The sequence below is a fragment of the Luteococcus sediminum genome (assembly GCF_054783495.1).
The window spans coordinates 120,101-134,348 of the sequence record NZ_BAAGQL010000021.1; the positions used below are offsets into that span (position 1 = coordinate 120,101).

The following is a 14,248-nucleotide window of genomic DNA, read 5'->3' on the forward strand; positions in this document are numbered from 1 at the left end:
GAACGTCGTGACCCGTGTGCCCACCCGTCGCCACGACGCCCCCGGAATTGCTGTCCAGACAGGGGTCGGGGGTCCTGCCGCCCGCCGCCCCTGGGGCCTGGTGGCGCTGGCCGTGCTGGTGGCTGCTGCCCTCGTCACAGCGGCCGTGGGCTGGCGTCCAGCCCTCTACCGCACGGGTCTGCTGGTCGACGGCGGGCGCCCCACGGTGCCCCCCACCTTCTACGACGCACTGCCCGTGCCCCGCGGAACGTCCGCCAGTCCTCAGCCCGGCAGGCCGGCCGCCACCCCCGTCGCCGCCGCATCCGCAGCCCCCAGCGGACCGGCCCCCGACCGGGCAGCCCTGGCCAAGGCGCTGGGTCAGGTGGATGCCACGAAGATGGGCAAGACCAGCGGCATGGTGCTCGACGCGCGCACCGGCCAGCTGCTGTGGGCCAGCGACCAGGGCCGCAACCTGGTGCCCGCCTCGACGATGAAGGTGCTCACCTGCGCCGCCGCCCTCGACGCCCTGGGCCCAGACCACCGCTTCACCACCCGCGCCCTGCTCGACGGGTCCCGGCTGGTGCTGGTGGGCGCGGGGGACCCCTACCTGGCCTCGAAGCCCGGCAAGGACTACCCGCATCCCGGCACCTCGGCCGCGCTCGCCCAGCAGGTCGCCGCCGCGCTCAAGGCCAAGGGCGCCACCACCGTCTCGCTCGGCTTCGACGAGAGCCTCTTCTCCGGCCCCGGCTGGAACCCGAACTGGCCCACCAGCTATGCCGACCAGGTGAGCACCATCGGCGCGCTGTGGATCGACCAGGGCCGGCCCTCGGACAAGGAGCCACCCAGCGCCACCCCCGGGGCGAGCGCCGCCACGGTCTTCGCCGCCCAGCTCAAGGCCCAGGGCATCACCGTGGAGGGAGAACCCGCCGCGGCGAAGGCTGCTGACACGGCCGAGCAGGTGGGTGCCGTGCAGTCGCTGCCGGTCTCGGTCCTGGTGCAGGAGACCCTGGTGCACTCCGACAACTCCGCCGCCGAGGTTCTGCTGCGCCATGTCGGGACCGCCGGCGGCCAGGGCGGCAGCTTCACCGGCGGTGCGAAGGCGCTGGCCCAGCGGCTCGACGCGATGGGCGTGATGGCCCCAGCCAAGGGGCTCCCGGCGACCACCGCCCCGCGCCTGCTCGACGGCTCCGGCCTGAGCCGCGGCAACCAGGTCAGCGCCCAGCTGCTGGCCCGCGTGCTGCAGCACGCCGCGGTAACGCCCAGGCTTTCCGCGCTGCACGAGGGGCTGCCGGCAGCCGGTGTCACCGGAACCCTGCATGCCCGTTTCTACACCCCCGCCTCCGAGGCCGGGCGCGGCATCGTCAAGGCCAAGACCGGCACCCTGAGCAAGGTCTCCACCCTGGCCGGCCGGACCCGCACGCGCGCCGGTGGCGAGGTGGTCTTCGCCTTCATGTCCAACAGCCCCCAGCAGGAGTGGGACGTGCGCAGCTGGCTCGACCAGATGTCCACCACGCTCGCCACCTGCCGCTGCTGATGGCTCGCAAGGCACTCACCCCCGCGCAGCTGGCCATGGTCCAGACGGTCCGCCCTGCCCTGGAGCGGCTGCACGGCCCCGTCCTGGTCGGCGTCTCCGGCGGCGCCGACTCGCTCGCCCTGGCCGCCGCAGTCGCCCACCTGGACGCCGGGCGCGCGACTGCGGTCGTCGTCGACCACCAGCTGCAAGCCGGATCGGCAGAGCACAGCCAGGCCGTGGTGGAGCTGATGTGTGGCCTGGGCCTGGATGCCCGGGTTGAGCTGGTCGAGGTGCGCCGCGACGGCCAGGGCCTGGAGGCCGCAGCCCGCGCCGCACGGCTGGAGGCCCTGTGTCGCGAGGGGCTGCCGGTGCTGCTGGGCCACACACTCGACGACCAGGCCGAGACCGTGCTGCTGGCCCTGGCCAGGGGTTCCGGCGCGGCCTCGCTGCGTGGCATGATGCCCGTCACGCCCTTCCACGGCGCCCAGCTGGTGCGGCCCCTGCTCGAACTGCACCGCGCCCAGGTGCGCCAGGCCTGCCGCGACTGGGGGTTGGAGCCGTGGGACGACCCGATGAATGCCGACCCCTCCTTCCTGCGGGTGCGGGTGCGCCAGGAGCTGCTCCCCGTGGCCGCCGATGTGCTCGGCGGCGGCGTCGCCGACGCACTGGCCCGCACCGCGGAACTGGCCCGCCAGGACAATGACCTGCTGGAACGGCTCGGCGCGGATGCCGTGCGCGACCTGGCCCGGGGCGATGCGCTGGATGCCGTGGGACTGCTCCACCTGCATCCCGCCCTGAGGGGACGGGTATTGCGCCGTTGGATGGTGGGGCGGGGGGTCCGGCACCCGTCGATGGTCCACGTGCAGGCGGTCACCGCGCTGGTGGAGGACTGGCGCGGCCAGCAGGGCGTCGACCTGCCCGGGGGGGTGACGGTGCGCCGCCAGCAGGGGTCGCTGGTGGCTGGCCCGCGCACTGCTGGGTAGGCTGGCGTGGTGGACGCATCTGACATCACCGCTGACCTGACCCGAGTGCTCTACACCGCCGACGAGGTCTCCGCGCGCATCGCGGAACTGGCGGAGCAGATCGACACCGACTACGGCGGTCGGGAGGTGCTGCTGGTGGGGGTGCTCAATGGGGCCATCATGGTGATGAGCGACCTCTCGCGCGCCATGCGGACCCACTGCACGATGGACTGGATGGCCATCAGTTCCTATGGCTCGGGCACCAAGAGCTCTGGAGTGGTGCGCATCCTCAAGGACCTCACCACCGACATCTCCGGCAAGCACGTGCTGATCGTCGAGGACATCATCGACACCGGCCTGACGCTCAGCTACCTGGTGCAGAACCTCAAGAGCCGCGAGCCCGCCAGTCTGGAGATCGCCGCCATGTTCCGCAAGCCGGCCGCCGTCACCTCCCCGGTGGACGTCAGGTACGTCGGCTTCGACATCCCCAACGAGTTCGTCGTCGGCTTCGGACTCGACCACGACGGCCGCTACCGCAACCTGCGCGATGTCGGCACCCTGTCGCCCAGCGTCTACGAGTAGGCCGCCGCACCACTTTGGCCTGACCTCCCACCTGCCCTGCTCGGGTCGCACTGCCCGGGCGCACCATCGAACCAGCATCGAGCCCGCCGGAACCTCGTTCCGGCGGGCTCGCCGCATCCTGGGGCCGCGGTCCCTCGCCAAGCCGCCCTGTCGCCGTGCCTGCGCGCAGAAAATGCAGCACATACGGCCACGGAGGAGATTTGAACGAGTCGTGGGCCGTCAGGGCTGCGATTGCTGCGTCCACCCCGGAGAGCCCGGAACCCCCAGGGGGCATTGTTGCCCGCTGGTAGTCTGCGAGCAGCTTCGTCGTCCCTACGTCAGGTAGTCCATGAACAAACTGCAGAAGGCCACCAAGAGTCCGATCCTGTGGATCCTGCTGGCCATCGTCTTCGTGCTCAGCGCGGTCCAGCTGGTCAACTCCGCCTCGGGCAATGACAAGGTGCCCACCAGCAAGGCCCTGTCGGTGCTCAATGGCAACGAGCCGATCCGCGAAGTGGTGCTGAACCAGCGCGACCAGTCCATCCGGATCAGCATGAAGTCTGGCGACGAGACCTATCTGTCCACCTGGGTCGGGACGCAAGACGAGCAGATCGTCGAGCGCCTCAACCAGCGCATGGCCAACAAGACCCTGGACGAGTGGCGCGGCGAGAACCCGCAGCCGAGCATGCTGTCGAGCCTGCTCTACACCGGCATCCCCTTCCTGCTGATGATCCTGCTGTTCTTCTTCGTGATGAACATGGTGCAGGGCGGCGGCGGGGCGCGCGGCGTGATGGGCTTCGGCAAGTCCAAGGCCAAGGTGGCCACCAAGGACACGCCGAAGACCACCTTCGCCGATGTGGCCGGCTGTGCGGAGGCCATCGAGGAGCTGCAGGAGATCCGCGAGTTCCTGGCCGAGCCGGCCAAGTTCCAGCGCGTCGGGGCGAAGATCCCCAAGGGCGTGCTGCTCTACGGCCCTCCCGGCACCGGCAAGACGCTGCTGGCCCGCGCCGTCGCGGGTGAGGCGGGCGTCCCCTTCTTCTCCATCTCGGGCTCCGACTTCGTCGAGATGTTCGTGGGCGTGGGCGCCAGCCGTGTGCGTGACCTGTTCGAGCAGGCCAAGGAGGCCAGCCCGGCGATCATCTTCATCGACGAGATCGATGCCGTGGGCCGTCACCGCGGTGCCGGCATGGGTGGCGGGCACGACGAGCGCGAGCAGACCCTGAACCAGCTGCTGGTGGAGATGGACGGCTTCGACGCCACCAGCAATGTGATCCTGATCGCCGCGACGAACCGTCCCGACGTGCTCGACCCGGCCCTGCTGCGTCCGGGTCGCTTCGACCGTCAGATCCCGGTCGAGGCCCCCGACCTGAAGGGCCGTGCGCAGATCCTGAGGGTGCACGCCGAGGGCAAGCCGATGGCCGCCGATGTCGACCTGGAGTCGATCGCGCGGCGCACCCCAGGCTTCACGGGCGCCGACCTGGCCAATGTGCTCAACGAGGCCGCGCTGCTCACCGCGCGGCTGAACCTGCCGCTGATCGGCAATGCCGAGCTGGGCGAGGCCATCGACCGCGTCATCGCCGGCCCGCAGAAGCGCACCCGCCTGATGAATGACCACGAGTTGCTGGTGACCGCCTACCACGAGGGCGGCCACGCACTGGTGGCGGCGGCGATGCCCGGCACCGACCCGGTGCAGAAGATCACGATCCTTCCCCGCGGCCGCGCCCTGGGCTACACGATGGTGATGCCCGACGAGGACAAGTACTCCAACACCCGCGGCCAGCTGCTCGACCAGTTGGCCTACATGCTGGGTGGGCGTGCCGCCGAGGAGCTGGTCTTCCACGACCCGACCACGGGCGCCAGCAATGACATCGAGAAGGCAACCAAGGTGGCGCGCGCGATGGTCACCCAGTACGGCATGAGCGAGCGCCTGGGGGCGATCCAGCTGGGCGGCGGCGACTCCGAGCCCTTCCTGGGGATGAGCGGTTCGCAGCCCAGCCGCAGCTACTCCGACATCACCGCTGCCGTGGTCGACGAGGAGACCAGCAAGTTGCTGATGGCCGCCCACCAGGAGGCCTTCGACTGCCTCAAGGAGAACCGCGAGGTGCTCGACGAGCTGGTCCGCCAGCTGCTGGAGCACGAGACCCTGGACAAGGCGCAGATCGCCAAGATCTTCGAACCGCTCAAGAAGTGGCCGAACCGCGGCGCCTGGACCGGCTCCGACCAGCGGATCCCGTCGGAGCAGCCCCCGGTGGAGATGCCGGCCCGCCCCAAGCGCGGTGAGGACCAGGACACCGATGATGCTTCCGCCCCCACTGCACAGGGCAGCAGCCCTGCCGGTGAGTGGAAGGCGCCTGGTGACTGGGCGCCGCCCGGTGTCTCTCCGGCCCCGCAGCCGCCGGTCAACGATCCGTGGAACACTCCCTCGGGTCCGAATCCGCAGCCGCCGGCCGGTGACCCATGGAGCGCCAAGCCCGACTCCTGGCCGTCGCAACCTCCGGCCTCCGGCCCGTCCGTACAGCCGCCGCTGCCCGGGCAACCGGCGCAGCCGCCCGTGACCGGTCCGTCCACGACGCCCGGCCTGCCCGGCCAGGACCCGCAGCCGCCCACGGAGGGCGGTACCGGTGCCAGCCCGTGGGGCCGTCCGCCCCAGTCCTGAGCGGCCGACAGGGCCAACAAGGGCCCCGATCCACCCAGCGTGGATCGGGGCCCTTGGCATTGCTCAGCCGAGTACGAGGTCAGTCCAGCACAACGGGCACCTCGGCCCAGCCACCGAGGGGAGCATCGTTGCGGTCGCCAGTCCCGTCGGGGGTGATGTTCGTCGTCCCCCGAAGCAGCGCGGTGAGCACCACCCGCAGCTCCATGGTCGCCAGCTCACGGCCGGGGCACACATGGGGACCGATGCCATAGACCAGGTTCTGGGCCGCATGGCCCTGCGGGTCATGGTGGTCCGGATCCGGGAAGACGCGTCGATCACGGTTGGCGCCGGTCCAGGCCAGCACGACGCGCTCCCCGGCAGGCAGCTGCTGGCCGCCCAGCTCCACCTCACGCGTGGTGACGCGGCGGTTGGACAGGAAGGGGTCATCGATGCGCAGCAGCTCGTCGATGGCCCGGTCGAAATCGTCGCGCCGGCCGGGAAGGTCCGCTGCAATCTCGCGCAGTTCCTGCTGCAGCTCGGGTGCGACGGCCAGCGAATGCACCAGTACCCCCAGGCAGACGGCCAGCGAGCCCAGGTCGCCGGCAGTCCAGTTGCGCAGGATCGACACCACCTCGGCATCATTGAGGGGCTGCTGACCGCCATCGGCAGTCTCCACCGTGGCGCGGGCCAATTGCCCGGTGACGTCGTCGGGGCTCTCGCCACGACGACGCGCCGCCACCTGCTCGCCCACGATGGCGTCGAAGCGTTCGGCCACCTCCGCCAGGGCGGCATCATCGCGTGCGGCGGTGGCGCGCTGGTTGTCGGCCATCCAGTCCACCAGGACTGGCTCGATCCGGGCTGGCCAGCCCAACCAGTGGCACTGTGCCTTCACCGCGAAGGGCGCCCCGAGGTCGCTCACGACGTCCAGGCGCTGGCCGCGGGGAAGGTCCTCGACCACCTGGTCGGCGATGCGCTGGCAGCCCTCCTGCAAGGCGTCCACCTGCTGGCTGGTCATGAAGGAATCGACCACCCGTCGGTAGCGGGCGTGCTCGTCGCCGTCGAGGCCATTGGGAACTTGCAGGAAACGCGAGACGGCACTGGAGAAGGTCTGGGGATCGGTGGCCGCGGCCACCACCTCGGCATGGCCGCTCACCAGCCAACTGCCATCGGCCTGCCGTTGTACGGGGCATCCGGCGTGCAGGAGGCGGTCATACTCGGTTCGGGGGTCGGTCTGGGCATCCATGTCTCCACGGTAGCCAGACGGTCCGTCCTGGTCCCGATGGGGGAGGTCCCTTGTTCCTCGCGGCGCGGCAGTCGCCTCCGCGTCACATGCCGAAGTGGTCGGCCACCAGCTCGAGGGTGCGACGCAGTACCTGGCGTGAATGCCCCGTCACCACCAGCATGACCTCGTCGGCCTGAACCTGCTCGTTCAATCGCTCGATGCCCTCACCCACCTGCGCGCCGGTGCCGTGCAGTGTGTTGGCGGTGTAGGAGGCGATCACTTCCTGCTCCTGCGGGCTCGCACGGTAGGCATCCACCTGGTCGGGAGTGAGCAGGCTGAAGGGTTTGCGTTGGAACATGCGCAGCATCGCCATCGCCCCCGAGCGGGCCTGACGTCGAGCCTCTTGGGGATCGTCGTGGGCGACGGTGCTGACGCTGAGCAGGGTGTGGGGCTCGGCCAGGTGTCGCGAGGGCTGGAAGTTGTCACGGTAGATCTTCATGGCGCCGAGCACATCGGCCCCACCGAACTGCAGGGCGAAGGCATAGGGGCGTCCGAGTTGGGCGGCCAGCTGCACCGAGTGGGGCGACGATCCGAGGATCCACAGCTCGGGTCCAGCAGCGGGGGCAACGCCGTTCTCGGCGGCCTGCCAGGGGCCGGGCACGGCGTGCACCGCGGCGTAGGGGTGTCCGGCGGGGAAGTCGTCACCGAGGAAGCCGACGAGTTCCTCGACCTGCTGGGGGAAGTGGTCATTGGCCTCGTGGTGGCGGCGCAGCGCCATGGCGGTGGCATGGTCGGTGCCCGGCGCACGCCCCAGACCCAAGTCGATGCGGCCCGGGGCAAGCGCGTCGAGCATGCCGAACTGCTCGGCCACCAGAAGCGGGGCGTGGTTGGGCAGCATCACGCCACCGGCGCCCAGTCGGATGGTGCTGGTCTCACCGGTGAGGCGGGCGAGCATCATCTGGGGCGAGGAGGTGGCGGCTCCGGGCATCCCGTGGTGCTCGCTCATCCAGAAGCGCTGGTAGCCGCGTTCCTCGGCAGTGCGAGCCAGGACGACCACCTCGGCCAGGCTCTCCTGCGCGGTGATGCCGTGGCCGGTGAAGGCATTGTCAAGGACGGAGAGGGTGAAGTCGGCGCTCATGCGAGCTCCAATGTGGTGCTTTCTCCGGGTGCCAGCAGGTGCAGGCGATCGGCGACTCCGGCGGCCTCGAAGGCGGCCCGCAGCTGGTCAGCGTGCTCACGGGAGTGCGCCCAGCCGTCGATGTGGGCGGGCACCACCTGCGCCTGGGGGAAGAGGCCAGCGACACGGGCAGTGTCCTCACTGGTCATGGTGAGGGGCTGGTTGTCGAGCATCTGCTCTCCGTGACGGACTCCACCGGCGAACAGGATCGCGAGGCTGGTCTCGGGGAATCGTTCGGCCACCTGCCCGGCCAGCGCCGGGGAGGCATTGTCGCCGCTCACGTACACGTTGGGCAGGCCATCTGCGTGCAGGACGAAGCCGGTGACGGTGCCACTCACGGGCTCGCACCCTTCGGGGCCGTGCAGGGCGGGGACAGCGGTGATGTGAACGGCACTGCCGTCGGGGGCGGTGAGGGTGGTCTCCTGCCAGGCTTCGAGTCCTTGGATCCAGTCTTCACGCTGGCCTGCCTCGGCGGTGCTGACAACGTGCTCGACACCTTGGGCGAGTTCGCGTCCGGAGTTGTCGAGGTTGTCCTCGTGCTCGTCGTGGGAGAGCAGGACGAGGTCGATGTCGGGCAGGTCTTCCAGTGCGACGCCGGGGCCGTCGGTCTTGGTCATCACCAGGGGGGTTCCGGCGACGGGGAACTCACCCGGGGCATCGAAGGTGGGATCGGTCAGGACGGTCAGTCCTGCATAGGTGAACAGGACGGTGGGGCCGCCCACGAGGGTGATGTCTGTCGAGGGGATGGCGTGCGCCTTTCGATAGGGGTCTTTCCTCCAGCATGGCATATACCCCCCGGGGTATTCAAGATACCCATGGGGTATCTTCGTAGAGGTCGTTGAACGCACGTCGGGAGTTGTCATGGAGATGGATCCGCAGGAAATGAGGCCGGTGGTCAACCGACTCAAGCGCGCGCGGGGTCAGCTCGACCTCGTGATCCGACAGATCGAGGAGGGGCAGGAGTGTTCGACCGCTGTGCACAGCCTGGCCACCGTCTCGGGTGCTCTGGATCGCGCCGGATTTGCCATCATCTTCACCACCATGAAGCGCATCCAACGGGACCCGGATCACGAGGTGTCCGACGAGGAGTACGAGGAGCTGCAGAAGCTCTTTCTCTCCCTGTCCTAGCCTCGGACATCCATCTGCGACCAACACCTAGGATGGGATGGTGACCCAGATGCCAGACGCCAGCGCGCTCCCAGAGGTCCCACCCCAGGTGGACCAGGAGCGGATCGCCGCAGCCGTCCGAGAGATCCTGTTCGCCATCGGCGAGGACCCGGACCGCGAAGGTCTGCAGGAGACGCCGGCCCGGGTGGCCCGCAGCTACACGGAACTGTTCGCGGGGGTGGGCAAGGACCCGGCCGAGCTGCTGGGGACCACCTTCGACGTCAGTCACGACGAGATGGTGCTGGTGCGTGACATCGAGCTGTGGAGCATGTGCGAACACCACCTGGTGCCCTTCACCGGCGTGGCCCACGTCGGCTACATCCCCGCCAAGGACGGCCGGGTCACCGGGCTGAGCAAGCTCGCGCGGCTGGTGGACCTGTACGCCAAGCGTCCCCAGGTACAGGAACGCCTGACCACCCAGGTGGCCGACGCGATCGTCGAGCACCTGCACGCCCGCGGCGTGATCGTCGTCATCGAGTGCGAACACCTGTGCATGACCATGCGCGGCGTCCGCAAGCCCGGCGCCAAGACCGTCACCAGCGCCGTGCGGGGCTATCTGCGCGAACCGGCCACCCGCGCCGAGGCGATGGCCCTGATCATGGGAGGTCACCGATGAAACCCGTCGTCCCCGCAGTGCCCGGCCGCACCATGGTGATGGGCATCGTCAACGTCACCCCGGACTCCTTCAGCGACGGCGGCAGGTGGGCCACCACGGAGACCGCCGTCGCCCACGGCCGCCAGTTGCTGGCAGACGGCGCCGACATCCTCGACGTCGGCGGCGAGTCCACCCGTCCCGGGGCGGTGCGTCCCAGCGTCGAGGAGGAACTGGCACGCGTCGTGCCCGTCGTCGAGGCCCTCGCGGCCGAGGGTGCCGCCATCAGCGTCGACACCATGCGCGCCGACGTGGCCCTGGCCACCGCCCGCGCCGGAGCGAAGATCATCAACGACGTCTCCGGGGGGATGGCCGACGAGCGGATGATCCCCACCGTGGCGGGGCTGGACGTGGACTTCGTGTGCATGCACTGGCGCGGCTTCCTGGGCACCGGCGACACCAATGCCGACTATGACGACGTCGCCACTGAGGTGCTGACCGAGCTGGTCGAGCGCCTCGACGCCTGCCGGGCCGGGGGCATCGCCGCCGAGCGGCTGGTCACCGATGTCGGGCTGGGCTTCTCCAAGACCCACGAGCAGAACTGGGAGCTGCTGCGCCACCTGGACCGCGTCCAGGCGCTGGGCCATCGGCAGCTGGTGGGCGTGAGCCGCAAACGTTTCCTGGGAGACCTTCTCGGCCCCGACCATCCCGGCGGCGCCGATCCGCTGGCCCGCGACGCCGCAACCCAGGCCGTCACGGCGCTGTGCGCACAGCAGGGCATCTGGGCGGTACGCACCCATGAGGTGCGGGCCAATGCAGACATCTGCAGGGTCTTCTCCCGTCTTGGGGATGCCCCCGCCTGATCCCGACGGCCCAGTCCGTGCGGGGCCGCCCGGCAGGGCATCGGGCCCGGCTCGGGTATCCTTCGAGGTGTTCCACCAACCCATCTCGGGAGGCCGCATGCAAGACCTGGACTGGATCAGGGTCCAGGGTCTGGCCGCGTCCGGATTTCATGGCGTCCACGAGTCGGAGCGCCGCGACGGGCAGCTCTTCGTCGTCGACCTCGCGCTCGGGGTGGACGCCCTGGCCACCAGCGACGACCTGTCCGACACGGTCGACTACTCGGTGATCGCCACCGATGTCGTCGCGATCATCACCGGGGAACCGGTGGACCTGATCGAGACGCTCGCCGGGCGTATCGCCGACCGTTGTCTGGCCGAACCGTTGGTCCGCGCCGTGGAGGTCTGTGTCCACAAGCCGCAGGCACCCATGGGTCTCACCTTCACCGATGTCTCGGTGACCACCTCCAGGAGCAAAGCATGAGCAATCCCTTCGTCCCCGATGTCGACACCCTCGGCAACCTCAAGCCCATCGCGAAGGTCATCTTCAGCCTCGGGTCCAACCAGGGTGACAGCATCGAGCTGCTGCAGCATGCCGTCAATGCCCTGGTCGACACCCCCGAGCTGATCCCGGTGGAGCTGTCCAGCGTCTACATCACCAAGCCGGTGGGGCCGGTCACGAACCAGCCCGACTTCTTCAACCTGGTGCTTGAGGCCGAGACGGTCATCGAGCCCAGCATCCTGCTGGAGCGCGCCCACGCCATCGAGGACGCCCTGGGCCGGGTCCGCGACGAGGAGGGTGGCCCCCGCACCATCGACATCGACCTGGTGATGGTCGGCAAGCGCGCCAGCGACAAGCCGGAGCTGACGCTGCCGCACCCCCGCGCCCATGAGCGCGCCTTCGTGCTGGTGCCGTGGCTGGAGATCGACCCCAAGGCCGAGCTGGCGGGCCACGGGCCGGTCGCGGACCTGGTGGAGAAGCTGGACGTCTCCGGCGTCACCCGCAGTGACGAGGTCGTCGAGCTGCCGTGAGCATCCCAGAGCCTGGCGGAACGGGTGCGCCGGATCCCCGTGGGTCCGGTGTGCTCGGCCTGACCACCCGGCACCATATGGCCGTGGCCGGCTTGGGTGGCGCGGTCGTGGGCTGGTTCGTGGTGGGGACGCTGCTGGCCCTGGGGCGGTTCGTGCCCGTCACCCCGTGGAGCCTTCCGGTGATGCTGGCCGCAGTGGCGGGGATCGTGTGGGTTGCTGCCGGTGTGCTGCGCCGCAAGGTGGTGCAGGAGCGGGCCGATGTCTCGTCGGAGCTCGGCCTGTGGGCCTTGGTGGGCGGCAAGACGATGCTGCTGTCGGGCCTGGCCCTGGCCGGCGGGCACTTGGTCTACGTGCTGTCCTTCGCGGGCCAGTTCGACGCCCCGGCGCCGCGTGAGCGGGTGCTGCGTGGTCTCTTGACGCTGTTGGTGGCCCTGGTCTTCGCCCGGGCCGGGCGTCGTCTGGAGCGGGCCTGTCTGGTGCCGCCGCAGGAGCCGCCGGTGGCCGAGGACGAGCTGCCGGACGCGCAGCACCAGGGCTGAGCCGACACGACCAGGCCCCGATGTGGGCAATCGGGTGGCTCAGCACCTACACTCGCCGTGTGGCCACCCTCTCCAAGTCTTCCAAGACCCCCAGCCCCCGCCGTCCGACCTTCCTGGTCCTGTGCATCGGCACGGTTGCCGCGCTGGCGTGCGCCGTCGGGCCGCTGTGGATGGTGCGTCTGGGCGTGCTGATCGCGATCGCCATGGCCGCCATCTCGGTGGTGTCTGCCTGGCGCCAGATGGACCGCATGGTCACCGAGCACATGGCCCAGCTGCGTGAGCTGCGCGAACAGGCCCGCCAGGCCTCCAGCGCCCACCATCAGGAGATGATGGCCACCATCGAGCGCTTCACGGCGCGCTCGGCCTCCTACAAGGCGGAGATCGCCCGTCACCGTGCCGAGCTGGACGAGCTGCGCGCCGGCCTGGCCAGCGCCAACCTGGACGCGGAGGCCAAGCAGACCCGTATCTCGGCGCTGAACAAGATCGTCAGCGACCTGGAGAAGCAGCTGGAGCAGGCGGTCGACGAGGTGGAGCTGGCCCGCCAGGTGATGAGCCTGCCGCGACGCGGGGTCTCCGGGCGCCGCAGCACCCCGGACATCTCTGGCCTCCCGCTGGTCTATCCGACGCAGGAGCGTCGTCAGGCCTGAGCCACACCGCACACCGCGCTCGAGGCGCCATCCCCGCGGGGGTGGCGCCTTGAGTCGTTCCTGCAGGCTGCCCCACGAGTTCACCAGCGAGGGGGCAGGGGCTACTTGTCCAGGTCGCCGCTGGTCCAGCCCAGTGAGGCGATGGCAACGTCGGCCTCGTCGAGGGGGCATCCCTGCAGCGCCATCTGCAGGGCCTGCACATTCGCGAATCCGGGCGTGCGCATCTTGAGCCGCCAGGGCGTGCGTTCGGAACGCGAGACCAAGAACCATCCGGCCATTCCCCACGGGGCCTCGATTGCCAGGTATCCCTCGGAATCGGGCACCTTGATGTTCTTGGACAATTTCGTGTCGACGGGTCCGGTGACCGACTGCAGGTGGCGGGCACAGGCCTCGATGAGCACATGGCTGGTAATGACCTGGTCGGCCAGTGCCAGCAGCCGTGAAGCTGCATCGCCCTGTTCCCGAAGGATTTCGTGGGCGAGTAGTTCGTCCTGCAGCTGGGCGTGGGCGAGGTAGGGGGTCTGGATTCTGCAGTCGGTACGGACCCCGCTGGCCGCCGCGACGGGGCCGGACAGCGAATAGCCATTGATGGTGGCGCGGTCGAGGATTGCGATGCCTCGTCCGAGTGCGGAGTCCACCACGGCCCGGGCGAGTTCCCGGGCACATTCGCCCGCCTCGGCTGCCCATGGGACGAAGGCCTCCACCTGGCTGGAATCGAGGTCGGTGGACAGTCCGCCGAGCCGGTTGAGCATCGGGTGCACCCGGTTCCCGCTGACGGCCAGCATGAGCTCGCGCCCCTGCTCCCGCAGCTGCCGCACCCGACGGACCAGGGCCTCGTCCTGCAACCGGAAGCCGACGAAGGACAGGTGGGCCAGGTGGCTGGCGATCCGGGCCTGCTCCGAGAGCAGGGTGCGCAGCCAGGTGGCCCTCGGCGGCGGGACAAGTCCCATCAGCTGCTCGCAGACCAGGGCGGCGCCCAGTTCGCCGATGAAGGGCGCCTGCCAGTCGTGCCGGTCGGCCAGCACCAACACCTGGCGGTAGTCACGCACCTCGAAGAGTTTCTCGGCACTGCGATGGCTGAATCCGGGCTGGACGCGGGCCGACTCGATCCGGGGTGTGCCGGCATCGTCGTGGCACTGTGCCTGGATGAGCAACAGCCCGGTACGGCTGGGGTGTTCGGGGCCGAGGTCGAGGTGCATTCGAGGCCCGTCGGCCTGCGAATCGGCGCCCGGCAGCCACTGTGGCGAAGCAAGGGAGCCGATGCCCATCACGATCTGTTTCACCCGGCAATCCTAGCGAATGGGCATGCTGCCAGAACGTGCCCAATGAACGGCGGCGAAGGCACGCGCATCATCAAATCAATTGCAACTTTCATTTTCAGGG

15 protein-coding genes are annotated in these 14,248 nt (G+C 69.6%); 11 read left to right on the forward strand and 4 right to left on the reverse strand.

Features of this window, described 5'->3' with window-relative positions; all coding sequences use genetic code 11:
- The first annotated feature begins 7 nt into the window (after window positions 1-7).
- The 4 genes from dacB (at window position 8) to ftsH (ending at window position 5,671) form a co-directional block, all read left to right on the forward strand.
- Window positions 8-1,513: a D-alanyl-D-alanine carboxypeptidase/D-alanyl-D-alanine endopeptidase gene (gene dacB / locus ACYVKA_RS12100; RefSeq protein ID WP_460705722.1), complete on the forward strand. Its 1,506-nt coding sequence runs from the start codon at window positions 8-10 to the stop codon at window positions 1,511-1,513.
- Window positions 1,513-2,475, forward strand: coding sequence for a tRNA lysidine(34) synthetase TilS (tilS, locus tag ACYVKA_RS12105; RefSeq protein WP_394277555.1), 963 nt, complete (start codon window positions 1,513-1,515; stop codon window positions 2,473-2,475). The genes dacB and tilS overlap by 1 nt, the downstream gene beginning before the upstream one ends.
- A 9-nt stretch (window positions 2,476-2,484) precedes the next feature.
- Window positions 2,485-3,036, forward strand: coding sequence for a hypoxanthine phosphoribosyltransferase (hpt, locus tag ACYVKA_RS12110; protein ID WP_460705724.1), 552 nt, complete (start codon window positions 2,485-2,487; stop codon window positions 3,034-3,036).
- Window positions 3,037-3,364: 328 nt separating this feature from the next.
- Window positions 3,365-5,671, forward strand: a complete 2,307-nt coding sequence (gene ftsH, locus ACYVKA_RS12115; RefSeq protein WP_460705726.1) for an ATP-dependent zinc metalloprotease FtsH — start codon at window positions 3,365-3,367, stop codon at window positions 5,669-5,671.
- A gap of 79 nt (window positions 5,672-5,750) precedes the next feature.
- Here the strand turns inward: ftsH and ACYVKA_RS12120 are convergent, their stop codons facing one another.
- The 3 genes from ACYVKA_RS12120 to ACYVKA_RS12130 all read right to left on the reverse strand — a co-directional run bounded on the left by ACYVKA_RS12120 (window position 5,751) and on the right by ACYVKA_RS12130 (window position 8,771).
- Window positions 5,751-6,893: a cytochrome P450 gene (locus tag ACYVKA_RS12120; RefSeq protein WP_394276321.1), complete on the reverse strand. Its 1,143-nt coding sequence runs from the start codon at window positions 6,891-6,893 to the stop codon at window positions 5,751-5,753.
- An 82-nt stretch (window positions 6,894-6,975) separates the two neighbouring features.
- Window positions 6,976-8,010: an LLM class flavin-dependent oxidoreductase gene (locus ACYVKA_RS12125; protein WP_460705728.1), complete on the reverse strand. Its 1,035-nt coding sequence runs from the start codon at window positions 8,008-8,010 to the stop codon at window positions 6,976-6,978.
- Complete coding sequence (locus ACYVKA_RS12130) at window positions 8,007-8,771, reverse strand: MBL fold metallo-hydrolase (RefSeq protein ID WP_460705730.1); 765 nt, start codon at window positions 8,769-8,771, stop codon at window positions 8,007-8,009. Before ACYVKA_RS12130 ends, ACYVKA_RS12125 begins: the two co-directional genes overlap by 4 nt.
- A 139-nt stretch (window positions 8,772-8,910) precedes the next feature.
- On the opposite strand from ACYVKA_RS12130, the gene ACYVKA_RS12135 reads away from it, so the two are divergent.
- The 7 genes from ACYVKA_RS12135 to ACYVKA_RS12165 all read left to right on the forward strand — a co-directional run bounded on the left by ACYVKA_RS12135 (window position 8,911) and on the right by ACYVKA_RS12165 (window position 12,865).
- Complete coding sequence (locus ACYVKA_RS12135) at window positions 8,911-9,177, forward strand: metal-sensitive transcriptional regulator (protein ID WP_301408284.1); 267 nt, start codon at window positions 8,911-8,913, stop codon at window positions 9,175-9,177.
- 49 nt (window positions 9,178-9,226) lie between these two features.
- The gene (gene folE / locus ACYVKA_RS12140) at window positions 9,227-9,832 is read left to right on the forward strand and encodes a GTP cyclohydrolase I FolE (RefSeq protein WP_394276325.1); all 606 of its coding nucleotides are present in this window, start codon (window positions 9,227-9,229) and stop codon (window positions 9,830-9,832) included.
- Entirely contained in the window at window positions 9,829-10,671 is an 843-nt protein-coding gene (gene folP, locus ACYVKA_RS12145; RefSeq protein ID WP_460705732.1) for a dihydropteroate synthase, read from the forward strand. The genes folE and folP overlap by 4 nt, the downstream gene beginning before the upstream one ends.
- Window positions 10,672-10,768: 97 nt before the next feature.
- Complete coding sequence (gene folB, locus ACYVKA_RS12150; RefSeq protein ID WP_394277637.1) at window positions 10,769-11,131, forward strand: dihydroneopterin aldolase; 363 nt, start codon at window positions 10,769-10,771, stop codon at window positions 11,129-11,131.
- Window positions 11,128-11,679 carry a 2-amino-4-hydroxy-6-hydroxymethyldihydropteridine diphosphokinase gene (gene folK, locus ACYVKA_RS12155; RefSeq protein ID WP_394277638.1) on the forward strand — a complete coding sequence of 184 codons (552 nt, stop codon included), beginning with the start codon at window positions 11,128-11,130 and terminating at the stop codon, window positions 11,677-11,679. The genes folB and folK overlap by 4 nt, the downstream gene beginning before the upstream one ends.
- Before the next feature lie 83 nt (window positions 11,680-11,762).
- The gene (locus ACYVKA_RS12160; RefSeq protein WP_394277639.1) at window positions 11,763-12,218 is read left to right on the forward strand and encodes a DUF3180 domain-containing protein; all 456 of its coding nucleotides are present in this window, start codon (window positions 11,763-11,765) and stop codon (window positions 12,216-12,218) included.
- Between the two features lie 59 nt (window positions 12,219-12,277).
- On the forward strand, window positions 12,278-12,865 hold the full coding sequence (locus ACYVKA_RS12165) for a hypothetical protein (RefSeq protein WP_460705734.1): 588 nt from the start codon (window positions 12,278-12,280) through the stop codon (window positions 12,863-12,865).
- Between the two features lie 101 nt (window positions 12,866-12,966).
- Here ACYVKA_RS12165 and ACYVKA_RS12170 read toward each other — a convergent pair whose 3' ends face one another.
- A complete protein-coding gene (locus ACYVKA_RS12170; protein ID WP_460705736.1) occupies window positions 12,967-14,148 on the reverse strand; it encodes an NADH-quinone oxidoreductase subunit D-related protein in 1,182 nt (393 codons plus the stop codon).
- Window positions 14,149-14,248: the final 100 nt, after the last annotated feature.